The organism is Devosia sp. J2-20, assembly GCF_055808475.1.
The window spans coordinates 2912077-2934076 of sequence record NZ_CM147870.1; the positions used below are offsets into that span (position 1 = coordinate 2912077).

Sequence of the window (22000 nt, forward strand, 5' to 3'; positions counted from 1 at the left end):
GGGGATGCACGAAACGGCGACGGCAGCGGGGTGGTTCCCCGTTGCGATCAGGCGTTGGGGTGCGTGGTGGCGAAGGCAGCGTGCGCCTGACTGCGCGCGGCAATGGCGATAACTCGTGGCGCAATCGATCGATCCGGGAAACCGGATATGGTGGCCAAAAAGTCCATGCTGGCGATGACGGCTGCGTCGGCGCCATTGGGTGTGGAGCCACCAAACCATCCAGTTTCAGGCGTCTGGGCTTCGATTGCTTCAAGGCCCTGTCCGACCTGGCTGCGCAGGCAATCTACCCGAACTAACCACACCAGGTGGGCGTGGTGAGGACGGCGACGCGACTGAGCGGGGCGCGAAAACTCTCGAAATCCGCGCCGAACAAGTCGACGGGCCGACGCTCGAATTTCCGGCCCTGCAGACCCAGCCAGATGGCGACGCGGCGGACGAAGGGCGACCGTTTGCCACCATACAGGACCAGCATCATTCCGGCTTTGCCGCCAAAATGATTGGATCGACCTCGACAAGCCGGAGCGCGGTGACCATGTCAGCCGTACCCAGCTTGTATTTGAGGAAATGTGGGGTCTGGATATGGGCCTCATAATCGGCACGGGAGGCGTAGACTTCAAGAATGCGGATGTGATGCGGCTGGTCCCTATGCGCAACCGCGTGCAACATGAGAACGCCTGGCTCGATCTCGACAGAGGTCGCGATTTCTTCGGTGAGAAATCCGGAATAGGCCGCCAATTGGCCTGGATCAACTTCTATTTCGGCGATGCGGATCATGCGTGGGTCGGACATGCTCACACCACTGCGCTGATAAGCGGTTCGCCGGCGAAGTGGGCGTCGAGATTGGCGACGACGAGGGCGCCCATGGCGTTGCGGGTCTGGTTGGTAGCGCTGCCCTGATGGGGTGAGAGCACGACATTGTCGAGCGCGAAGAAGGCTTCGGGTACGGCCGGTTCCTTTTCGAAGACGTCGAGCGCGGCGCCGCCCAGACCACCGGACTGCAGCAGGTCGAGCATGGCGGCTTCATCGATCAGCGTGCCACGGGCGACGTTGACGATATTGCCGTTGGGGCCGAGCGCTTCGAGCACCTCGCGCGAGACAATGCCATTGGTGCCCTTGCCGCCCGGCGCAATGACAACAAGCCAGTCGCTGTCACGGGCCATATCGACAAGATTGTCGTAAAAGATATGGGGCTCGGCGGGCTGGCGCTTGCGGCCATAATAGACCACGCGCATTTTCATGGCCTGGGCACGCGAAGCGATCTCCTTGCCGATGCGACCGAGACCGAGAATGCCCACTGTCTTGCCGGTGAGTTCGGAGAACAGGCCCATGCCAGCGGAAGGCCACTTGCCGGCGCGGACGAATTGGTCGGCCTGGGGGATGCGACGGGACAGACCAATCATCAGGCCGATGGTAAGTTCGGCTACCGCATTGTTGAGTACATCGGGCGTATTCGTAACCCGGATGCCCGCAGCGCGGGCGGCCGCAATATCTGTTGCATCATATCCAACTCCAAAATTAGCGATGATTTCCAGATTGGGCAGTTTGCCCATCAGTTCGGCGCTTACCCCGCGCCCGGCAATCGCGCGAATATCAGGACCATAACTAGTGAGCAAAGCTGACTTGTCCGCCGCCTCATGAAGCTTGTGAACAGTAAAACGAGTAGCCAGAGCGGCCTCGCAGGTATCAACCAGCTTATGGGTCTGGAGGATTTCGATGGGCATGGGGACTCACGACAAAGGAGGGCAAATGATTGCGCTACCATACTAGAGCGGCTGCACAGCGCAAATAGCGCGAACTTTTGCAGAGCCGCTGGACGCGGCCGTACAAACGTGTAGCAATGGTGGTGTAGTGGGATGAGCCGTAAACCTTCGGAGCGAAATGGCCGATCAACCGCCGTTTGATGAAATGTACGAAGCGGATGGCAGTGTCCGTGAACCCTATCGGGCCCTCTCACAGTGGCTGGAAGAGCAGCCAGACAAAGCGCTGAACCTGATGCAGGCCGATGCGGAAGCGATCTTCCGCAAGCTCGGCATCACCTTTGCGGTCTATGGATCGGACGAGGGCACCGAAAAGGTGATCCCGTTCGACGTGATCCCCCGCATTATCGCGGCGCAGGAATGGCGCAAGATGTCCAAGGGCATCGAGCAGCGGGTCAAGGCGCTGAACGCGTTTCTGTATGACATCTACCACCGCCAGGAAATTCTCAAAGCCGGGCGCATTCCCGAAAAGCTGATCCTGCAGAACGAAGCCTTTTGCCCTGAAATGATGGGGCTGGAGCCGGCGCGCGGCGTCTATGCCCATATTATCGGGGTGGATATCGTGCGGGTCGGCCCCGACGAATTCTACGTGCTTGAGGACAATCTGCGCACGCCTTCGGGTGTCAGCTACATGCTCGAAGACCGCGAAGCGATGATGATCCTGGCGCCGGACCTGTTCCACCGCTGCAAGGTCGCGCCGGTCGAGAACTATCCGGAAAACCTGCGTCGGACGCTGGAAAGCGTGGCGCCGGAAAATTCGAGCTCATCGCCCAATATCGTGGTGCTGACGCCGGGCATCTACAACTCGGCCTATTTCGAACACTCGTTCCTGGCCGACCAGATGGGCGCGACGCTGTGCGAAGGCCCTGATCTGTTTGTTGATGGCGGCAAGGTCTATATGCGGACCACGACCGGGCCGGAACGCGTCGACGTAATCTATCGCCGGATCGACGATGAATATATCGATCCGCTGGCCTTTAACCCCAGCTCGATGCTGGGCGTGCCTGGCCTGTTCGACGCCTATCGCGCGGGCAATGTGACGCTGGTCAACGCGCCTGGTACCGGCATTGCCGATGACAAGGCGGTCTATACCTATGTGCCCGAAATCATCGAGTTCTATCTTGGTGAAAAGGCCATTCTGCAAAACGTGCCGACCTATAACTGCACCGATGAGGAAGAGCGCAACTGGGTGCTCGCCAATATCGCTGACCTGGTGGTCAAGGAAGTGCACGGCTCGGGCGGCTACGGGATGATGGTGGGGCCCACCTCGTCCAAGGCCATGCATAATGAATTCCGCAAGAAGATCGAAGCGCGGCCAGACAATTATATCGTGCAGCCCACCTTGGCGCTGTCGACCTGTCCCACTTACGTCAATTCAGGCATCGCCCCGCGCCATGTCGATCTGCGCCCTTATGTGCTGATCGGCGATGAGGTTCGGATAACGCCCGGCGGGCTCACTCGTGTCGCGCTCAAGAAGGGCTCTCTGGTGGTCAATTCCAGCCAGGGCGGCGGCACGAAAGATACGTGGGTGCTGGAAGATTGAGAATGCTCGGTAGGACTGCACAAAATCTGTTCTGGCTCAGCCGCTACGTCGAGCGGGCCGAAAACATGGCACGCCTGCTGGAGGTGGGCTACCGCATGAGCCTGACATCGCGCCGTGAAGGCGGGGTGTCGGAACATCTGATCTCGATGATGCAGGCAGCCGAAGTCGAAGAGGAATTCGGCAAGAAGGATCGTGTTGCTGACGTCGATACGGTTGCCCAGTTCATGATGTTCGACCCCGAGAACCCCAGCTCGGTCTATTCCTGCCTGCTCAACGCCCGGACCAATGCGCGCACTGTGCGCACCGCCATCACCAGCGATATGTGGGAAGCGATCAATTCGGCCTGGCTGGAATTCAGCCAGATCAAGCCGCACCATGTGCGTGGCGCCAAGCTGCTGGGCCTGCTCGAATGGGTCAAGAATATCGGCCACCAGTTCCGCGGCGCCCTGCTGGGCACCAAGCTGCGCGATGACGGCTTCGCCTTCCAGCAGGCAGGCAATTTCATCGAGCGTGCGGACAATACGGCCCGTATTCTGGACATGAAATATTATGTGCTGCTGCCGCGCTCGAAAATGGTGGGCGGGGATCTCGACATCCAGCAGTGGACGCTGATCCTGCGGGCGGCGTCGGCCCATCGCAGCTATCGTCACGTTTATCACGACCGCTACAAGGCCCATAACATCGCCGACTTCCTGATCCTGCGGCCCGAAATGCCCCGATCACTGGTGTATTGCGCACAGTATGTGGAAGACAATCTGGCGACGCTGAGCAAGTTCTATGGCGAGCGCCAGGCCTGCAACGAGGCCGCAAGCCAGCTACGAGCCATGGTGGAAAACACCGACATGGACAAGATCTTCGGATTTGGGCTGCATGATTTCCTTACCGAATTCATGGCCCGGGCCGACCGCGTTTCGGACACCCTTTCGGAGAGTTACAACTTTTACTGATGCGTATCACCATCCGCCACCAATTGAGCGTTACCCCGCCTGCCGGCACAGCTCACGCCGTGATGCACCTGTTGCTGACGCCCAGCAATGGATCGACGCAGACTGTTGAGGAGTGGAATGTCGAGGTTCCCGGGATCGACAATGCGGCGGTGTTTTCAGATGCCTATGGCAATAGCGTTCAACTGGTGAACCAGGAAAAGCCCGAAGGACCGCTGGTGGTGACCGTAAGCGGTATCGTGCAAACCACGGACAAGCATGGTGTTGTTGGCCGTATCAGCGGCGAAAACGTGCCGGCGCTGTTCAAGCGGATTACGCCGCTGACCAAGGTTTCGGTCACATTGTACAGCAAGTTCAGAGGTAGCAAGGATCTGCGGATCGATGTGCTGCACGCATTGATGGCGCGTGTGGGCGAAACGCTGGGCGTGGACACCGAAGCAGGTCAGAGCCAGTCGCAGAGTTCGTCGGGAAGCTCGCAAAGCCAGAGCCAGAGTTCGGATGAGGCGGCACCGGCAACAGCCAGCGAACTGGTTCACATGTTTATTGGCGGGGCGCGTGCGCTCGACATCCCGGCACGTTTTGTGACCGGCTATGTGGCCGCAGAACCTGATGGCGATGACGATCTGATTGGCTATCATGTCTGGGCGGAAGCCTATGACGAGGTGCTGGGCTGGGTGGGGTTTGATCCGCTGCTGCAAATCTGTCCGTCCGACCGCCATGTACGGATGGCCGTTGGGCTGGACGAGTTGTCGAGCACCCCGCTGCGCGCATCGCCCGAAGGCGACGGCGTTGAAGTGCTATCCGTATCGGTCGCTTCGGAGGCCTGAGTTTGGCGGCCGCCAATCCCCTGCATTATGAGAGCCCGCTATTGGCGCGGCTCTATGATCAGGACAGCGGCTGGTCAGCGGATCGCGACTTCTATCTTGAGCGGGCCGGGAATACCCCCAAGCGCATCCTTGATCTGGGCTGCGGTACGGGATTGCTGTGCGACGCCTATGCCGCACGCGGCCATAGCGTGACTGGGGTTGACCCCGCCGCCGCCATGCTCGCGGTGGCCAGAAACAAACCCAATGGCGCACAGATCGAATGGGTTCAGGCTACCGCCGAGCAGTTTTGCAGCGAGAAGCGTTTCGACTTGATCATCATGACCGGCCATGCCTTTCAGGCGCTGGCAGATGAGGCTGCCGTGCAGCAAACGCTGGCGGTGATCCGCACCCATCTGGCACCTGGCGGCGAGGTTGTTTTTGAGTCCCGGAACCCTGCCATAGACTGGGTGGCGCGGTGGGGCGGCGAAACGGTGCTGCAGTTTGATGGGCAAAGTGTGACCGAAGCGCACCGCAACATACGCCTGGATGGCGCCTATATACACTTCGACACCCACTACACGCTGGCTGACGCTGCGATGGTTTCGCACAATACGCTGCTGTTTCTGACGCGCGAGGCGATCGCCGGCCAGCTGGCGCAAGCGGGTCTGGTGCTCAACACGGTGATGGGCGATTGGGACGGCACGGCGTTCGACGCGTTGCTTTCGCCCGAAATGGTGTTCGTGGCCAATCTCCCCAGCCAGGGGTGAGCCCGGCCTTGCTGCCTAGAAATGATGGCGCAGGCCGATAACCTGGGCGTTGTGGCCGTCGAACATGTCGCCCATGGTTCCCCAGGCGCCGGAGCGATGCTGCACGCGGTAGAACAGTTCTGTGTCCGGGTTATCCGGGGCTGACAGGTTGATCTCGGGCGCCAGATAAAACAGGAGGCCGGGATCGGCATGGCGGTCTGCCGCGCGCTCGGCCTCAACCCCAATGGAATTGGTGACGGCGCTCAGGCCAAAGGTGAAGGCGGGTGAGATGCGCAGCTGTTCGCCAATGGTCCAGCCATCATAGCGAGCCACCGCGCCCGCCCAGACTTCGCCGCTGGCCTGTTGCCCGCCCCGCAGGGCAAGGCCGGCCTCGACACCAAGATGGAAGTCGGGAAGCGGCTCGGCGAGGAATTTCTGATAGCCAGCGCCAAGCACCACATTGTCTTCGTAATCAGCGATCAGCGGCGCCAGAGCGTGCTCAAAATAGCCGTCCACATAGCGCCCGCCAAAGGCGAAAACTGCCTGATCGCGATCCTGGCCGAGTGCAGTTACCGTGAAGCTGACAAGGGCTCCGAGCAGAGTCAAAAACAGAATGAAAGCAACACGCACGACACAACCACCGGCTTATCCAAAGGGTGGCAGGCAAATGGTTTTGGGCTAAAGTAGTTCCGCCCAAAGGCGTGTGGGCCGACAATCGTGATCGGTGCAGGCCGTGCCTAGAGCGTCAGAATGTAGAGCCAGATCGAAATGGTCAGCGCCGAGCTGACGGTGGCGATCAGAATGGTATTGGCGGCGACGTTGACGCCACGATTGTAATAGGTGGCGAAGACATAGGCATTGACGCCCGCAGGCATGGCCGAGAGCAGGATGCCGTAACGCGCGATCTCCATGGGGACATGGAACACCCAGATCATCAGCACGTAGGCGATGGCGGGGTGAACGATCAGCTTGATCAGCGAGGCAATCAGCGCCTGGCGCCAATTGTCGGAGAGCTTGAACTCGTTGAGGGCGCCACCAATGCCGAACAGGGCTGCGGGGACGACGGCCTGGCTCATCATGCGCAGGAAGGCATCGGCGGGCTCGACCAGTTGCAGGCCCGCGAAATAGCCGATCATGCCGGCGGCAATGCCCCAGATCAGCGGATTGGATGCCACGCGCTTGCCGGCGACCAGCAAGGTGCGCCCCAGCGAGGCACCATCGCGGCGCATCAGCTCGATGGTGACCATGCCGGTGGTCAGCAGGATGGCGCCATGCAGGCCGATGATGGAAAGCACCACCGGCAGCGCCTCGACACCATAGGCGCGCTGGATGATGGGCAGGCCGACCAGAACGGTATTGGTGAACATGCCCGAAAAACCCACCGAGACGGCAACGCCGGGGCTGTTGCCGAAGCCGCGCAGGGCAATGACGATGCCCAGCACAAAGCAGACCAGTGCGCCGATGTAATAGGGGCCAATGATCGCGGGATTGAACGCGGCGGCGAAGTCGCTCGTTACCAGTGAGTGGAACAGCAGACAGGGCGTGGCGAAATTATTGACGAAGGCAATCAGACTCTTAATGCCTTCGGCCGGAAACAGGCGCAGCCGAACGGCGCCAAAACCAAACGCCATCAATGCAAAGATGGGCAGAATAACGCTGATGATGGCGAGCATGGCCGAGACTTCCGGGGCCGGGATGGTTCCCTGCCGTACGCCGCCAAAACCGCGGGGTCAATGGCCAGCTGGTATGGTAGATTGACGTAGCCGTCAGAGATGATAAACGAAACTCTATGCTTCCAATCCGAAATCCAAACGCGTAGAAACGAAAGCAACACAGGATGGAACCCATGAGCGTAGGCGACAGCGTTGATATCTTTGTCATTGGTGGCGGCATCAATGGCGCCAGTGTGGCGCGGGACGCCGTGGGGCGCGGCTATTCGGTGGCGCTGGCGGAGATGAATGATCTCGCCTCGGGCACCTCCTCGGCCGCGACCAAGCTGGTGCATGGCGGGCTGCGCTATCTTGAGCATTACGAATTCCGACTGGTGCACGAGGCGCTGGCCGAGCGGGAAATCCTGTGGGCTGCCGCGCCGCATATCATCTGGCCGCTGCGCTTTGTGCTGCCGCACCACAAGGGCCTGCGGCCAGCAGTGATCCTGCGCGCCGGGCTGGCCATGTATGACTATATGGGCGGGCGCCGCCTGCTGCCGCCCACCAAGACGCTGGACCTGAAAAAGGACATCACCGGCAAGCCGCTCAAGCCAGGCTACAAGCTGGGCTTTGAGTATTCCGACTGCTGGGTGGATGATGCACGCTTTGTGGTGCTGAACACCCGCGACGCCGCCGACAAGGGTGCGGCGGTGCATGTGCGCACCAAGGTGACCAGCCTGCGCCGCGACAAGGGTGAATGGATCGTCGAGTTGGATGGTGAAGCAGGTCGGCAGACCGTGCGCGCCAGGCTGGTGGTCAATGCCGCCGGGCCCTGGGTTGATGATGTCATCACCGGAGCTATGGGCAAGAATGGCGCGCATAATGTGCGGCTGGTCAAAGGCAGCCATCTGGTGGTGCACAAGCTTTATGACCATGACCGCTGCTATATTTTCCAGAACAGCGACGGGCGTATCATCTTCGCCATTCCCTATGAGAACGACTACACGCTGATCGGCACCACCGATGAGGACTATGATGGCGACCCCAAGGACGTCAAAATCTCCGCTGCCGAAACCGACTATCTGCTGAGCGCGGCGAGCGAGTATTTTGCCAAGCCGCTGACCCATGACGATATCCACTGGAGCTATTCGGGCGTGCGGCCGCTGTTTGACGACGGTGCCAGCGCGGCCCAAGAAGCCACGCGTGACTATGTGCTCAAGGTGGATGGCGATGCCGAAACTGGGGCGGCGATCAATGTGTTTGGCGGCAAGCTGACCACATCGCGGCGGCTGGCCGAGTCGGTGCTCGAAAAGATCGAAGAAGTGCTGGGGGCCAAGGGCGAGCGCTGGACCAAAAAGAGCACCCTGCCCGGCGGCGATTTCGAGCCATTGGCGTTCGATGCCGAGGTGCGCCGGCTGCACAAGGACTATCCCGAACTGCCCAAGGAAATGGCGCATCGCCTGACCCGGCTCTATGGCACCAGGGCGCGCGTGCTGCTGGGCGACCGGCAGGATCTGGCCAGCCTTGGCGAGCATTTTGGCGCTGATCTGTATGCAGCCGAAGTAGACTATCTTGTGAGCCATGAATGGGCGCGCACCGCGCAGGATATCCTGTGGCGGCGCACCAAGCTGGGTCTGCGGGTGAGCAAGGACGAGACGGCAAGGCTCGAAGGCTATCTGGCCAAAGCCGGCTGATACAGGCGCGGCGATATTCCCTCTCCCTGACGGGAAGGGTTAGGGTGGGGTGAGGCCGTGGCTCAAACACCCCCGCCCCTGTCCCCCCCTATAAGGGGCGGGAGACGATAGAACCGAAAACTCGGCGTCGAGGAGATTGTGATGCGTGACTATATTCTGGCGATTGATCAGGGCACGACCTCGAGCCGGGCAATCGTGTTTGCCAAGGATCGCAGCATTGCCGGATCCGGGCAGAAGGAATTCACCCAGATCTTTCCCCAGGACGGCTGGGTAGAGCACGACCCCGAAGAGATCTGGGAGAGTGTGTTCTGGTCGGTCAAGACGGCGCTCGAGGACGCGAAAATCACCGCAAACGATGTGGCGGCCATCGGCATCACCAATCAGCGCGAAACCACGCTGATCTGGGACCGCAAGACCGGCAAGGCGGTGCACAATGCGATTGTCTGGCAGGACCGGCGCACCGCAGCCTATTGCGCCACGCTCAAGAAGGACGGGCATGAAGCGCTGGTCACCGACAAGACCGGGCTGCTGCTGGACCCCTATTTTTCCGGCACCAAGATCAAGTGGCTGCTCGACAATGTCGAGGGCGTGCGCGCGCGGGCCGAAGCCGGCGATCTGGCATTTGGCACCATTGACAGTTTTTTGATCTGGCGGCTGACGGGCGGCAAGTCCCATGTCACCGACGCGACCAATGCGGGCCGCACGCTGCTGTTCGACATTGCCGACAATGAGTGGGACAGCGAACTGCTGAACCTGTTCACCGTGCCTGCCGCGCTGCTGCCGACAGTGAAGGATTGCGCCGATGATTTCGGCACCGCCGAGGCAAGCCTGTTTGGCGCTGACATCCCTATTCTGGGGGTGGCGGGCGACCAGCATGCGGCCACGATCGGGCAGGCCTGCTTTGAGCCGGGCATGCTCAAATCGACCTATGGCACAGGCTGCTTTGCGCTGCTCAATACGGGCACGGACATTGTGCGCTCCAAGAACCGGCTGCTGACCACCATCGCCTATCGGCTCAACGGCGAGACGGTCTATGCGCTCGAAGGCTCGATTTTCATCGCCGGGGCGGCGGTGCAGTGGATCCGCGACGGGCTCAAGCTGGTCAAGCATGCCAGCGAAACCGGCCCGCTGGCCCGCACCGCGGACCCCAGCCAGAATGTCTATATGGTGCCCGCCTTTGTGGGGCTGGGCGCGCCCTGGTGGGATGCCGATGCGCGCGGGGCAATCTATGGCCTGACGCGTAATTCGGGCCCGGCGGAGATCGCCAAGGCGGCGCTTGAAGCGGTCTGCTATCAGACGCGCGACCTGCTTGAAGCCATGCGCAAGGACTGGGGCGATAGCGGCAAGACCGTGCTGCGGGTCGATGGCGGCATGGTCGCCTCGGACTGGACCATGCAGTTTCTCGCCGACATTCTGGATGCGCCAGTCGACCGACCCAAAATCCTTGAAACCACGGCACTGGGTGCGGCCTGGCTGGCCGGCTCAAAGGTCGGGGTATGGCCCGAGATGGCCGAATTTGCCGCCAGTTGGGCGCTGGACAAGCAGTTCAAACCCGAGATGGATGCCACCACGCGCGACGCCAAGATCAAGGGCTGGGACGATGCCGTGCAGCGGACGCTGACGACGCGCTAGGGGCGAGCCGAAGAGCTGCCGAGAGCCGAGACACCAGGGTTTAGAAAGCTTCCGTTCTGACAGGTGGCCAGCCACGTCTGAAATGGGGTGGAAAGCGGCCTGGCGGCTTTTGATATTATCTCGGTCAAAGCAGCCTTTCTCTAGGTCGTGATGGACTTCTCAAAATGCATCATGCCTTCGAACACGCCCACCTCTGCCCAGAGGTTCTTCCGCAGCAACGACTGCGCTTGCAAGTTGCGCGGGTTGACGAAAGCCGTCCACTTGGAGGTATAGGGGTGCCCGGGCCAGGCGACTACCTGGTGCAATACCTTGGATGCCAAGCCCTGGCCGCGCATGCTGGGGGCTACAGCGATATCGGTGATGTGGTGAGATGGATGTTGCTCCGTACCCCAAACACATCCGATCAGGGCGATCGGTTTTGCCTCGATCATGGCTACCAGCTGAACGCCGTCGCGTTCCGCGAGGACGGCATCCAGCCAGTCGGTGTCCATGGGCCCAAGTTCGCGATCCAGGAGCGCGTCTTGGTACCACTCCTGAACCCAGGACCAGTCATCAGCTGAAAATAGTCGAAGCTCCATCCACGCATCATGTCGCCAAGCCATCCCTTTGTCAGCGTGCTTCTTGAAAGGGGTGGGTTTCTGACGGGCGTTTGTGGGAGGGGCTTGTTCACGGCAGGTTTGTCAGTCTAGGCACCCTTAGCCTGGCCAACGGTGGGCATTGCGACGCGCCGCTACTTCACCATACTGCTCGGATGGATGAAGAGCTCAATTCTGCGGCAGAGATTTCTTTGGTTGGTGGACGGTCCACGGTAACCCGATTGGGCAAAGTTGTTTTCAGGCAACCTGCGCCTTGGTCGAGGACAACGGTCTGTCTGCTGCGCCACCTGGAGGCTGAGGGATTTGCGTATGCGCCCCGCGTAGTCGGCGATGGCTTTGACGCGCAAGGAAGGGAAATGCTGACGTTCGTTGAAGGCGAGAGTCCGCACCCATATCCTTGGATCGACGATGCCTTGCCGATGGTCGGTGCGATCCTAAGGGATCTGCATCGGGCCACGGCAACCTTCGTTCCACCAATGGACGCCACTTGGCGGCCGTGGTTCGGTCGAAAACTCGGACGAGCGAGCACGATCGGCCATTGCGATACCGGCGCATGGAACATCATTGCGCAACAGGGGATGCCCGTAGCTCTCATTGATTGGGAAGAAGCCGGCCCTGTTGATCCTATTGTGGAAGTGGCGCAGGCGTGTTGGCTCAATGCTCTTTTGTTCGATGATGATCTGGCAGAGAAACTGGGGCTCGGCAGCGTGGAAGCTCGGGGACGCCAAGTGCGAATGCTGCTCGATGGCTATGAGCTGCCCCACATAAAGCGGGTCGGATTTATGGGCATGGTGCGCGATTTCGCCGTGCTGAATGCAGCGAACGAAATATCGAGCAACCTTGCCCGGCGGGATACAGATCCAGCAGGCTTGTTAGAGGCGGTGATCTGGCGAGCCCGGAGCGCGGGATGGTTGGTCAAGCACCACGACACGCTCGATCGTATAGTTGCGGGCGTCTCATAGGGCGGCTGCTTTTGCGATTTGAGAACGCACGCCTAATAGTCTGAAATGGGGTCGCAAGCCGCCGGGCCGCAACGCGCCCCATTTCAGAGGTTAGGTCTTCGTCGGTGACGTCCTTAAAGCGGAAACTCTTATGAGGCTCCGGCAACGCCGATAATGGGGTGGAAAGCTGATGGTCCGCATTTCCACCTGTTCGTCGGTAGCAAACTTAAGCGCCCCGGCGTTTGAATTCAGCTGCCCACTGTTATCCGGCAGATCAGCGTATTGTCCTGATGCAGATCCTCGCCCCAGATCAGCTCGGCTGAACTGTCCCAAGCGATCTCGTCATAGCCGTCCTTGGGACTGACCTCCTGGGCGCTGTGCACCACGGCAGCGGGCCAGACGCTGTCGTCAAAGCCGGGCGCGGTCCAGTCGGCCGGAATATCGGTTTCGGTGAAGCCGCAGGCGCCCTCACCGGCAACCGGATTGCTCTCCTTGGCGCAGGAGACATCCAGCGGCGCATGGTGGACAACCAGGCAACGCGTATCGCCATTGGTGACCGCAACCAGGGCGCCTGCGGCATCGTGGAACTGTGCAATCAGCCCACCATCGCCCATCTGCTGACGATTGGTGCCGATATATTCGAGCCCGGAATCGTTCTCCTTGAAATCCTTGGCCATGATGGCAATGGTCATGGGCATGTCGGCTTCAAAGCTGGCCGTCTCGGCATTAAACGAGCGTTCGGTCGTGATCGGCACGCTGTCTTCCAGGACCTTTTCGCCGCTCACATACATCTCGAACCAGTTGTCCGCCCATACATCAGCAGTGATTGTCTGGCTCTGGGCCATCACCGAGCCGGTGCCCAGGCTCAGCACGATTGCGGTCGCGAGTAAGGTGTGCATCTGGTTTTCCTTCATATGGTTCAGGAACAGGCGTCCTGCGGCGGGGGATCGGTTCAATTCAGGAAGGCAATACTGGATGACGCGATGATCTTGCCTTCCATGGCCCGGGTCATGCTGGACCAGTCCACTTGCAGGTCATCATGGGCTGGCAAATCGTCAAGTGCGCTGCTCAGTGCGTAGAGCGTGATGACATATTCATGCTGGGCGCCAGGTGGCGAGCATGGCGGTGTGTAGCCGGTGCGCCGTTGATCCTTGTCGGCCCCCTCATCGCCAATGGAGGCGGGATTGCCTCGTGGCAGCTCAACAGTGTCGACAGGAATATTCCACAACAGCCAATACTGGCTGGGCGCATCCACCCCCTCGACGGTCCCTTTGGGATAGTGGTGCATGATCAGCGCCAGGCCTTGTGTGTCGACAGGCGTCGCGGACCAGGCGAGAGGCGGCGTCAGCCCGTCGCCGCCGTCGCGGGTGCATTTGAGATCGGCGGGCAAAGTACCGCCATTGACCATGACCGGGCTCGACAGCATGAACATGTCCTGCGCTGCCGCCGACCCGGCTAATCCTGCCAGCATCAGCGCAGTGATCCAGCGCCGTGGCGCGACCGGCATCATCTGCAGTACTCGCCGGTTTTGATCTCGCCCTTATTGGTCACCGTGCGCGTTTCGAAATCGTAGCAGTCCGGCGTGTCGGAGGGTGTGTAACGCATGTAGTACTCTTCGCCCTGATAGGTGTAATCCATGCTGCGCTGACCCGAGGCATCCTGGGTGAACACCAGATTCTCAACCCCACCGCGTGGCGGCTGACCGGGCTCCAGACCAACGCCGCCACCGGCAGGTGACAATGGTGCAGTCCGTGGCAAATCTTTCAGATCGGCGACCGTGCCCATCAGGCACTGGATGATATAGGGGGCCTCCAGCGAGGTGTGATAGCGATAGCCAAAGGTGTCGTCGGCCTGCCCGTTGCAGACATCGAGCACCTCTATGGCGATGGGCGTGCCGTCGGGATTGTTGTCACCAAAGATGGGGAAGCCGTCAAAGGCCCAGCCGATGATGGCGTCGTCACCGGCATTGTCCATCTGTTCGATCATGCAGGTCGGTTTGACGTGGTAGTGATAATCATCGCCACGTCCGGCATGGCCACCACAGACATCGAGCTGCTGGGTCAGCAGGGTGTCGTGCTGGGTTTGGTGGTGGTAGAGATCGGCCTCGGTCATCTCGCCGCCGCCGGTATAGTCAAAGATCGGCACGCCGTTGACGGCCACACCCAAGGCCGCATCGCGCGTTTGCGGGGTTTCCCCAAGGCTTGGCTGCAACGGGATGGGCGCGGCATAGTCCTTGGCCGGAACCGGCACCTGCTCGTTGGTGCCGACAATGCCGGTCATCAGAGTGTGGTCGGGATAGGTGTCCGATGTCATTACCGCCTGCCCATTCTCACAGGTGACGCTGACGCTATCGGCAAATCCGGCATCGGCCACAGATGCCATGACGGCGGCGCAATGCTCGTCTTCTGTCTCGTGGGAATGTGCGGTAGCGGGCGTAAAAACCGCTGTTCCGATGAGCATCGTCAGCGTTGTCACACCGAACTGAAAATGGAGAGGCTTCGTTATCGGCATGGTGACTCCAGTGATTGCCTGTTGGGCTCTGAGACTGAAAAACGGCTCGGCAATGGCAGCGACCTTTCAGATCACCGCCAGGCGATGACTAGCCGCGCGGCAACTGACCGGAGACGTGGGCGGCTTCAATCTCTTCGGCGGAAACCGTGTCATCTCCGTCGATGTCGATCAGATCAAAAAATTCACCAAGGCCCATCTGACGGTAGAGCCGTTCGTTGGCATAGTCGGTAACTTCCGCAAGTGTCAGACGACCGTCCGCATTGGCGTCTGAGCCATCGAAGGCGAACTCGGGCTGAACGCTGGCGACCTCGCTTTCGTCAAGAACCTGATCCTGGTTGAGGTCGAACTGGTCAAAATAGGCAACCATGCCGACGCTGCGTTCCGGGCCCATCACGATAAACTGGTCGATTTCGGCCCGCGTAACCTGACCGTCGTGATCAAAATCAGAGGCGCTGAAAGGACCGTGAGGTCCGGGGCTCCGGGGACCATTCGTCAGACTGTTTCCCGCAGTCTGCGCAAAGGCAGAGCTGGCCAACAGGGCCATAGTGGCTGCCGCCAGAATGAGCTTCGTGGTCGTTTTCATTGTGCCCTGCAACTCCCAAAGATAATATCACGCCATCGGCGGGCCGCTATGGGACCCGCGATTGTTACGCATAGTCATACGGTCGCGAGCTGCCCGATGGCACGTTACAAGCCGGTCGCAAACATGAACGTTTGGAAACGGATCGTCATTGCTGAGGTCGTGCAGGATAAGACTGCTCCTCAACGACACGGAGCCGTAACGCTGCCCGCTGCGATGGGTGAGCGCGTGTGGCCGCTCTCATCCGGTGAGTAACGACAAGATCGCTATTCCTATCCTTGGGAGAGAACTGAAGGACGCAGTTGCGGCTGAACGATTTTGGCCAGGGTCGACCTGGCCGGGTCGACGCATCGCATGTCGCATCGGCGTCTTCGCTGACGCAACCGGCTTTTGCCATCAGTCGCGAGCAGCTATCGCCATGTGGAGAGGCGTCTGCTTTCATACATCGGAACATACGGCTTGAGTGGCTGAAATGGGGTCTTCAGCAGATGGGCGATTTGGGGTTTTCTCCTGACCGACCGGTTTGCGGCCGGTCAGGAGATGGAACCCTGTCTTAGACGAGGTGACGGCTATCGCGAGACTGGTTTGTCTTGCTGGTCAGGGGAGGCGCCGTTCTGGGCATCGCGTTTGGCGATCGATGCCGTGGCGGGAACGCCATGGTAGCCGGAGATCGATTTGGCGCTGGCCATGCCTGGAGATTGAGACTTGCCGCCGAGCATATCGCGGGTGGCCTTTTCGATCCGGTCGCCAATGTCTTTATCCACCTTGCGCCAATAGTCAAAAGCGCGCTCCAGGATCGGCTCACTGACGCCGTTGGCCAGATGTCCAGAAGCGTTTTTGACAAATCGTTCGCGTTGCTCATCGTCCATGACGTCGCGCACGAGTGCACCGGCTTGGCTCCAATCGTCATCTGCGGCGCGTAGTGTGTAAGCAGCGCGGACCATGTCGCCATCGGCCATCCAGGTCGCTTCTCCCCCTGTTTCCGGCTGCGCTCCGGCACCACCATATGAGTTGGGCGCATAGACCGGATCGAGCGCATTGACAGTGCGGCCGCGCCCGGCACGCGAATAGGAATGCACCTCCGCCGCCTTGGCCTGATTGACCGGAATCTGCTTGTAGTTGACCCCCAGCCGAGCGCGGTGTGCGTCAGAATAGGAGAACCCGCGCGCGAGAAGCATCTTGTCAGGGCTGAGACCGATACCCGGCACCATATTATTTGGCTCGAAGGCCAATTGCTCAATCTGCGTATCCCAATCCACGGGGTTTGTATCGAGCGTTAGCTTGCCGACCTCCATCAACGGATAATCGGCATGCGGCCATATCTTGGTGAGGTCAAACGGGTTGATACGATAGGTCTTGGCGTCGTCGAAAGGCATCACCTGGAACTTCAACGTCCAGCTTGGGAACTCACCGCGGGCGATGTGCTCGAACAGGTCGCGACGGTGATAGTCGCCGTCCTGGCCGGCCATCTTGTCAGCCGCGTCCTGTGTCAGGTGCGCATTGCCGTCGCCCAGATCGGTATGGAAGTGCCACTTGACCCAGAATTTTTCACCCGCTTCGTTGGTGAGTATGTAGGTGTGGCTGCCGTAACCGTTCATTTCGCGCCAGTTCCTGGGCACGCCGCGATCGCCCATAAGATAGGTCACCTGGTGTGCACTTTCGGGGCTGAGCGTCCAGAAATCCCACTGCATGTCATGATCGCGCAGTCCGTTATCGGCCCGGCGCTTCTGGCTACGGATGAAGTGCTGGAACTTCATCGGGTCGCGAATGAAAAAGATCGGCGTGTTGTTGCCGACCATATCGAAATTGCCGTCATCGGTGTAAAACTTCACCGAGAACCCGCGCGGATCGCGCCACGTGTCGGGACTGCCGCGTTCACCGGCCACGGTGGAGAAGCGGACCGCGGTTTCCACTTTGGCACCAAGCTGCAGGAATTTTGCCTTGGTGAATTTGCTGACGTCGCTGGTCACCTCGAAATGGCCAAATGCCCCACTTCCCTTGGCATGGGGCTGCCGTTCAGGAATGCGCTCGCGATTAAAATTCGCCATCTGCTCGATCAAGTAGTGATCATTGAGCACGATCGGGCCGTCTCGACCTATCGTGAGCGAATGCTCGTCGCTCTGGACCGGAATGCCTGCATCGGTCGTGGTGCGGGGGGCGGAGCTCTTATCGGCCATGGTCGTGTCCTCGGGGTGCGTTGCTATAGCACTACAACCGATGGCGGGAGCGGCAGGTTCCGTCGTGAGCGGTCCTGATCGGGCATGCGTTGCAGGACTTAGTGATGAGGGGCGACACGGCCGCACTTTGTCGGCTCGAAACACCGGGCAAAACTGCGCAGACTGGATTGTCTGCGGCACGCCGGCTGCAGCAACCGGCCCGTTTGTCGCTAGACCACCTTGAGCCAGGGCTGGAAACTGCCGCCGGCGATCATGGCCCAGTAGAGTTTGCCGTTTGACGTCCGCGCGACGGCCAGACCGAATTCGGTGAATTTGGCATTGAGCAGGGTCGAGCGGTGGCCAGAGGATTGCATCCAGCCCTCGATGGCACCTTGCAGGCTGGTATAGCCCTTGGCGAGGTTTTCGCCGACGGCGCCCTGATAGCCTGCGGCGGTGACGCGCTCGCGCAGGGTAACCCCCAGATCGTGGCTGAGCGTGTTCTTGCTGGCCATCAGGCGGGCCTGTGAACGGGCGGCGTCTTCAAGGCGGGGATTGTAGCTCCAGGGGCCCGCGCCATTGGCCTTGCGCACCGCGTTGATGGCGGTGAGAATTTCCGCATCGCTCATGGTCTCGGGCGTGCTGGCGCCCTTGGGCAAGACCGGAATGGTGCTTGCGCAGGCGGACAGCGCCAAGGCGGCACCGAGAACGAGAAAGCTGCGGCGGGGCAAAGTCGACATCAAGCAAATTCCACTTGTAGCGGCGCTATGGCACCATGAATCCGAAGGTCTGGCATACAGCGTTCTGGCGTCGCGCATGGCGCCCGGTTGATCTGATATCACGCAAGGAAGATTGCCAGTCCATGAAGATCATAGTGGAAAGCTGGCAGTTCTGGGCCGCCGGTGGCCGGCACCAAAGCCAGGGCGCTAGGCCTGATCATAGGCGCTGAGCAAGAGCGGCAGCATGGTGAGCTGCCAGATGATCGGCTCGCCCGCCTCCAGGGTCCAGCAGGCCGAAAGCGCCGCATGGGCCGAGGCCCAGCCCAGAACACGCTTGCGACTGTAACCCAGCCGTTCGGCCACCATATCGGCCATGGCGGCGATGCGGCGGGGATCCTTGACCGTATCTTCGGCGCCCAGCGGATTGATGAAGGCATTGGCCAACTCGTAACAGGGGTCACCCAGCAGCCCCTTGGGATCAATGGCCAGCCAGCCGCGATCGGAGGACATGATGTTGTCATGGTGCAAATCGCCATGCAGCGGGATCTGCGCGGTGGGGCGATCGAACAGTTTGAGCGCTATGCCGGCGGCCCGGGCATACATGTCGCGGGCGGTGTGGGGCCAGGCGCGCACATCGGTATCAAACAGCGGCTGGAAACGCTCGCGCAGCGGCAGCATGTCTTCAAGCGGCTCGGCGCGAGGACGGTGCAGGCCGCCCACCACAGAGCACAGCGCGGTGGTGGACTGATCATCATGACCGGCGCGCACGGCATCGCCCAGCGTGCCGCCATCGAGCCATTCCATGAAAATGGTATCGCCGTGGATATCAAAGACCGTTGCAGCCCCCTCCCCGCCATACCAGTTCATCAGGCGCCCGCCACGCCGCTCTTCCTGCGCCGCTGCAGGCTTGAGCAGTTTGAGCACGGCGAAATTGCGCCCGTTCTGCTCGACCTTGAAGATCGTGCTGGACGGGCTGTCGGCAAGCTGGGTCGACTTGGTCAGCGACCAGCGGATCATGGCGCGGCTGAGCGCGGTTTGAAGGGGCGACTGATTCATCATGACCGCCATTAGAGCAGAAGCAGGTGCCGGATTCGACTGGCAGCCAAACATGGCCGGAAAAGTTGATCAAGATGGGGCACAAGCCGGCAGCGGTTGCCCTTGACACAAAAGCAAGCATAACGCGCAAAAACGTTGGGACGGCAAGGCTTCTTAACCGGATGGGGGCGCATGATCAGCGCATGCAAACGGCGGGCCCTGGGGAGGACCATCGATGACGCATTACAAGAGTGACGACACCTACGCCCATCCTGAACTCACCGACATTATCAGCCCTGATGAAGCGCGGCCGGGTCTGCTGCGGCAGTTTGCCAATGGCCTTGGCGGGCTGGTGGTGCTGATGCTGACCGGACTGGTGCTGATTGTCATGGTGTTTTGGAAATCGCCCTGACCGAACAGGCTATGGAAAACACCCCGACCATTGGCCGGGGTGCAATCAATCATGGGCCGGGCGGATCAGCCTATTTGATGCGGTAGGCATCCTTGGCGGCCTGATAGCTCAGATGCTTGGCAACATCGCGCGCCGTGCTGCGCGAAATGCGGTTCTCACCCACCCAACGTCCCAGAAAGCCACAGACTTCGCGGCGCCAGACATCATGACGCGCCGGGATCGAGAGCAGCGCGCGGGTGTCGTCGTTGAAGCCGGCCAGATTATAGAAGCCAGCGCTTTCAACCACCTGATCGAGATAGCGACGAATGCCCTGTGGGCTATCATGGAACCACCATGGCGGCCCCACCAGCAGGCTGGGCCAGTAACCGGCCATGGGGGCCAGTTCGCGGGCATAAGTGGTTTCGTCGAGCACGAACATGATCAGGCGCAGATTGGGCTCATTACCGCAGCGTGAGAGCAGCGCGCGCAGGCCGTTGACGTAATCGGTGGTGCCCGGAATGTCGGCACCCAGATCGGGGCCACGCTCGGTGAACAGCAGCGGATCGGTGTTGCGGCGCGAGCCGGCATGGATCTGCATGACCATGCCATCCTCGACAGCCAGCAGGGCCATTTCGGTCAGCATCTGGGCGCGGAACAGTTCGGCATCGTCGGCTGTATGCGTGCCAGCCAGAACGCGGTCGAGCAGTGCCTGCTTGTCGACCAGAGGCAGATCAGCCGTGTTGGCCGTCGGCACGCCATGGTCGGTAGCCACCGCGCCATGCTGGCGGAAGAATTCGCGGCGAATGCGGTGGGCGTTGATCAACCCGTCCCACCTGGTGATGTCCTCGCCGGTCAGTTCGCCGAACTTTTGCAGGTTGGCGGCAATGGCAGGGCGGCTTGGGTCGGTGACGTCATCGGGTCGATAGGTGGTGCGGACGCGACCGATATAGCCATCGGCCTTCATCTTTTGATGATGCGGCAGGGTATCGAGGGCAAATTCGGTGGTGGCGATGACCTCGACATTTGCATTGTCGAGCACGGCGCGCGGCAACAGGTCGGGCGTGGCGAGCGCGGCATCAATGCGATCATAGATGGCGTCGGCGGTCTCGCCCGAGAGTTCTTCTTCAATGCCGAAGGACGCCTTGAGCGAATGATCGATCCAGGTCTTGGAGGGGGTGCCGGCAAACAGATAATAATTGGCCGCAAACAGTCGCCAGGCATCGCGGCCGCCGGCGACCGGCTTGCCATCCTTGCGGGGCACGCCCAGATCGTCATAACTCAGGCCACGGCTGCGCAGCATGCGCAAGACGTAGTGATCGGGCGTCAGAAACAGGCTGGCCGGATCAGAAAAGCGCTGGTTGTTGGCAAACCAGGCCGGGTCGGTGTGACCGTGCGGGCTGATCAGCGGCAGGTCGGAGACCTCGGAATAGAGCTGGCGCGCAATGGTCTGGGCGGGCTCGGAAGCGGGAAACAGGCGGTCTGGATGCAGGTGTGTCATGGACCATTTTTGCCATGAACCGCGTCCGGAATCAATCATCTTCCATACAAGATAAGCGATGGGGTCCGATTGATAAAATTAACGGCGTTTGCAGGATCGTCTTCGGCTTTTCGCGCCGCGGGATTAGCCTTCATGTGCCGGGTGAGAACAGCGTAAAGCGGCGACCCAGTTGTGAGCCCGATCCGGCACGGATCGGCATGCTGAGGGGACGACCGAGAATGGCGCATCTCAATTTCGACCACGCACAGAGCAAGCCAAGCGGCACCCGCGCACAGGCGCGCGCCGCCAACCATGTCCATCACGCCCAGATCATGCTGGTCGCGGCAGGGATGACCGCGATGGGCATTGTTGCCGTGGCCGCCACGATGATGACCACCCTGCTCTAGCAGCAGAAGTCGCTATGTCGGCTCTTCGCGCCCCATGGCTGGGCGCGGCCTGTCCGCACATGCCCTGAGCGGGCAATACCCTCACCGCATGGCTGGATTGACCAATTGGGCCTACCGCAAAGCAGGCGGCGCGCCCATTTGTCTAGTCATGAAAGCGACCCGGCAATTCGGTTGGGTCTCATGAGGAACTGGCTATGAGCAATCCGCGCAAAACTTTGTTTGCGACCCTTGGCACCGTGTTCGACGTGTTCGGCAGCGCTGCTGCCGCCGCGGCGGCTGTTGAAGGTGGGCGTGCGCCCAAAGCCAAGCACCTCAAGACCCTCGGGATTGATTCCGACGCTTTCCGTTCGATCGGCAAGCGCTAAATCTCCTGGCAGCAGGGCGCGTCCCCTCCCTGAGCGACCTGCGCCGCGCACCCG

25 protein-coding genes are annotated in these 22000 nt (G+C 60.6%); 10 read left to right on the top strand and 15 right to left on the bottom strand.

Annotated features, from left to right (window positions below):
• Window positions 1-47: 47 nt before the first annotated feature.
• The 4 genes from AC0L37_RS14205 to AC0L37_RS14220 are packed head-to-tail and all read right to left on the bottom strand — an operon-like array spanning window position 48 to window position 1721.
• A complete protein-coding gene (locus AC0L37_RS14205; protein ID WP_282222902.1) occupies window positions 48-302 on the bottom strand; it encodes a glutathione S-transferase family protein in 255 nt (84 codons plus the stop codon).
• Window positions 293-475, bottom strand: a complete 183-nt coding sequence (locus AC0L37_RS14210; protein WP_282222901.1) for a glutathione S-transferase family protein — start codon at window positions 473-475, stop codon at window positions 293-295. Before AC0L37_RS14210 ends, AC0L37_RS14205 begins: the two co-directional genes overlap by 10 nt.
• Window positions 472-789 carry a putative quinol monooxygenase gene (locus AC0L37_RS14215; RefSeq protein ID WP_282222900.1) on the bottom strand — a complete coding sequence of 106 codons (318 nt, stop codon included), beginning with the start codon at window positions 787-789 and terminating at the stop codon, window positions 472-474. The genes AC0L37_RS14210 and AC0L37_RS14215 overlap by 4 nt, the downstream gene beginning before the upstream one ends.
• A gap of 2 nt (window positions 790-791) precedes the next feature.
• Window positions 792-1721 (bottom strand): 2-hydroxyacid dehydrogenase, encoded by a 930-nt coding sequence (locus AC0L37_RS14220; protein WP_282222899.1) that lies wholly within the window; start codon window positions 1719-1721, stop codon window positions 792-794.
• Window positions 1722-1878: 157 nt separating this feature from the next.
• Between AC0L37_RS14220 and AC0L37_RS14225 the strand changes: the two genes are divergently transcribed.
• Genes AC0L37_RS14225 through AC0L37_RS14240 form a run of 4 tightly spaced genes read left to right on the top strand, consistent with a single transcriptional unit; the run spans window position 1879 to window position 5817 of the window.
• A complete protein-coding gene (locus tag AC0L37_RS14225) occupies window positions 1879-3300 on the top strand; it encodes a circularly permuted type 2 ATP-grasp protein (RefSeq protein WP_212658944.1) in 1422 nt (473 codons plus the stop codon).
• Between the two features lie 2 nt (window positions 3301-3302).
• Window positions 3303-4247, top strand: coding sequence for an alpha-E domain-containing protein (locus tag AC0L37_RS14230; protein ID WP_212658945.1), 945 nt, complete (start codon window positions 3303-3305; stop codon window positions 4245-4247).
• Window positions 4247-5071 carry a transglutaminase family protein gene (locus AC0L37_RS14235; protein ID WP_282222898.1) on the top strand — a complete coding sequence of 275 codons (825 nt, stop codon included), beginning with the start codon at window positions 4247-4249 and terminating at the stop codon, window positions 5069-5071. Before AC0L37_RS14230 ends, AC0L37_RS14235 begins: the two co-directional genes overlap by 1 nt.
• A 2-nt stretch (window positions 5072-5073) precedes the next feature.
• Window positions 5074-5817, top strand: a complete 744-nt coding sequence (locus AC0L37_RS14240; protein ID WP_282222897.1) for a class I SAM-dependent methyltransferase — start codon at window positions 5074-5076, stop codon at window positions 5815-5817.
• 15 nt (window positions 5818-5832) lie between these two features.
• Here AC0L37_RS14240 and AC0L37_RS14245 read toward each other — a convergent pair whose 3' ends face one another.
• Together AC0L37_RS14245 and AC0L37_RS14250 are read right to left on the bottom strand one after the other, a co-directional pair.
• A complete protein-coding gene (locus tag AC0L37_RS14245; protein ID WP_282222896.1) occupies window positions 5833-6426 on the bottom strand; it encodes a hypothetical protein in 594 nt (197 codons plus the stop codon).
• Window positions 6427-6533: 107 nt separating this feature from the next.
• Window positions 6534-7469 (bottom strand): AEC family transporter, encoded by a 936-nt coding sequence (locus tag AC0L37_RS14250; RefSeq protein WP_269368038.1) that lies wholly within the window; start codon window positions 7467-7469, stop codon window positions 6534-6536.
• A gap of 173 nt (window positions 7470-7642) precedes the next feature.
• On the opposite strand from AC0L37_RS14250, the gene glpD reads away from it, so the two are divergent.
• Together glpD and glpK are read left to right on the top strand one after the other, a co-directional pair.
• Complete coding sequence (gene glpD / locus AC0L37_RS14255) at window positions 7643-9139, top strand: glycerol-3-phosphate dehydrogenase (protein WP_282222895.1); 1497 nt, start codon at window positions 7643-7645, stop codon at window positions 9137-9139.
• Window positions 9140-9280: 141 nt separating this feature from the next.
• On the top strand, window positions 9281-10771 hold the full coding sequence (gene glpK / locus AC0L37_RS14260) for a glycerol kinase GlpK (protein ID WP_282222894.1): 1491 nt from the start codon (window positions 9281-9283) through the stop codon (window positions 10769-10771).
• A 140-nt stretch (window positions 10772-10911) separates the two neighbouring features.
• On the opposite strand, the gene AC0L37_RS14265 is transcribed toward glpK, so the two are convergent.
• Window positions 10912-11373, bottom strand: a complete 462-nt coding sequence (locus AC0L37_RS14265) for a GNAT family N-acetyltransferase (RefSeq protein WP_473313166.1) — start codon at window positions 11371-11373, stop codon at window positions 10912-10914.
• Between the two features lie 350 nt (window positions 11374-11723).
• Here AC0L37_RS14265 and AC0L37_RS14270 point away from each other — a divergent pair, with 350 nt between their 5' ends.
• Window positions 11724-12329 carry a phosphotransferase gene (locus tag AC0L37_RS14270; protein WP_282222892.1) on the top strand — a complete coding sequence of 202 codons (606 nt, stop codon included), beginning with the start codon at window positions 11724-11726 and terminating at the stop codon, window positions 12327-12329.
• A gap of 227 nt (window positions 12330-12556) precedes the next feature.
• On the opposite strand, the gene AC0L37_RS14275 is transcribed toward AC0L37_RS14270, so the two are convergent.
• The 7 genes from AC0L37_RS14275 to AC0L37_RS14305 form a co-directional block, all read right to left on the bottom strand.
• Window positions 12557-13207, bottom strand: a complete 651-nt coding sequence (locus AC0L37_RS14275; RefSeq protein ID WP_282222891.1) for a PEBP family protein — start codon at window positions 13205-13207, stop codon at window positions 12557-12559.
• Window positions 13208-13260: 53 nt separating this feature from the next.
• Window positions 13261-13818, bottom strand: a complete 558-nt coding sequence (locus tag AC0L37_RS14280; RefSeq protein WP_282222890.1) for a YbhB/YbcL family Raf kinase inhibitor-like protein — start codon at window positions 13816-13818, stop codon at window positions 13261-13263.
• Window positions 13815-14819 (bottom strand): YHYH protein, encoded by a 1005-nt coding sequence (locus tag AC0L37_RS14285; RefSeq protein WP_282222889.1) that lies wholly within the window; start codon window positions 14817-14819, stop codon window positions 13815-13817. Before AC0L37_RS14285 ends, AC0L37_RS14280 begins: the two co-directional genes overlap by 4 nt.
• Before the next feature lie 88 nt (window positions 14820-14907).
• A complete protein-coding gene (locus AC0L37_RS14290; RefSeq protein ID WP_282222888.1) occupies window positions 14908-15402 on the bottom strand; it encodes an EF-hand domain-containing protein in 495 nt (164 codons plus the stop codon).
• Between the two features lie 566 nt (window positions 15403-15968).
• Window positions 15969-17576: a catalase gene (locus AC0L37_RS14295; RefSeq protein ID WP_473315423.1), complete on the bottom strand. Its 1608-nt coding sequence runs from the start codon at window positions 17574-17576 to the stop codon at window positions 15969-15971.
• Window positions 17577-17785: 209 nt separating this feature from the next.
• Window positions 17786-18292, bottom strand: coding sequence for a CAP domain-containing protein (locus tag AC0L37_RS14300; RefSeq protein ID WP_212658954.1), 507 nt, complete (start codon window positions 18290-18292; stop codon window positions 17786-17788).
• Window positions 18293-18478: 186 nt separating this feature from the next.
• On the bottom strand, window positions 18479-19327 hold the full coding sequence (locus AC0L37_RS14305; RefSeq protein WP_282222886.1) for an aminoglycoside phosphotransferase family protein: 849 nt from the start codon (window positions 19325-19327) through the stop codon (window positions 18479-18481).
• A 214-nt stretch (window positions 19328-19541) separates the two neighbouring features.
• Here AC0L37_RS14305 and AC0L37_RS14310 point away from each other — a divergent pair, with 214 nt between their 5' ends.
• Entirely contained in the window at window positions 19542-19718 is a 177-nt protein-coding gene (locus AC0L37_RS14310) for a hypothetical protein (RefSeq protein WP_282222885.1), read from the top strand.
• Between the two features lie 70 nt (window positions 19719-19788).
• Here the strand turns inward: AC0L37_RS14310 and uxaC are convergent, their stop codons facing one another.
• Complete coding sequence (gene uxaC, locus AC0L37_RS14315) at window positions 19789-21231, bottom strand: glucuronate isomerase (RefSeq protein WP_473315425.1); 1443 nt, start codon at window positions 21229-21231, stop codon at window positions 19789-19791.
• Between the two features lie 182 nt (window positions 21232-21413).
• On the opposite strand from uxaC, the gene AC0L37_RS14320 reads away from it, so the two are divergent.
• Window positions 21414-21581: a hypothetical protein gene (locus AC0L37_RS14320; protein WP_212658958.1), complete on the top strand. Its 168-nt coding sequence runs from the start codon at window positions 21414-21416 to the stop codon at window positions 21579-21581.
• A 194-nt stretch (window positions 21582-21775) separates the two neighbouring features.
• On the top strand, window positions 21776-21946 hold the full coding sequence (locus tag AC0L37_RS14325; RefSeq protein ID WP_212658959.1) for a hypothetical protein: 171 nt from the start codon (window positions 21776-21778) through the stop codon (window positions 21944-21946).
• Window positions 21947-22000 lie beyond the last annotated feature (54 nt).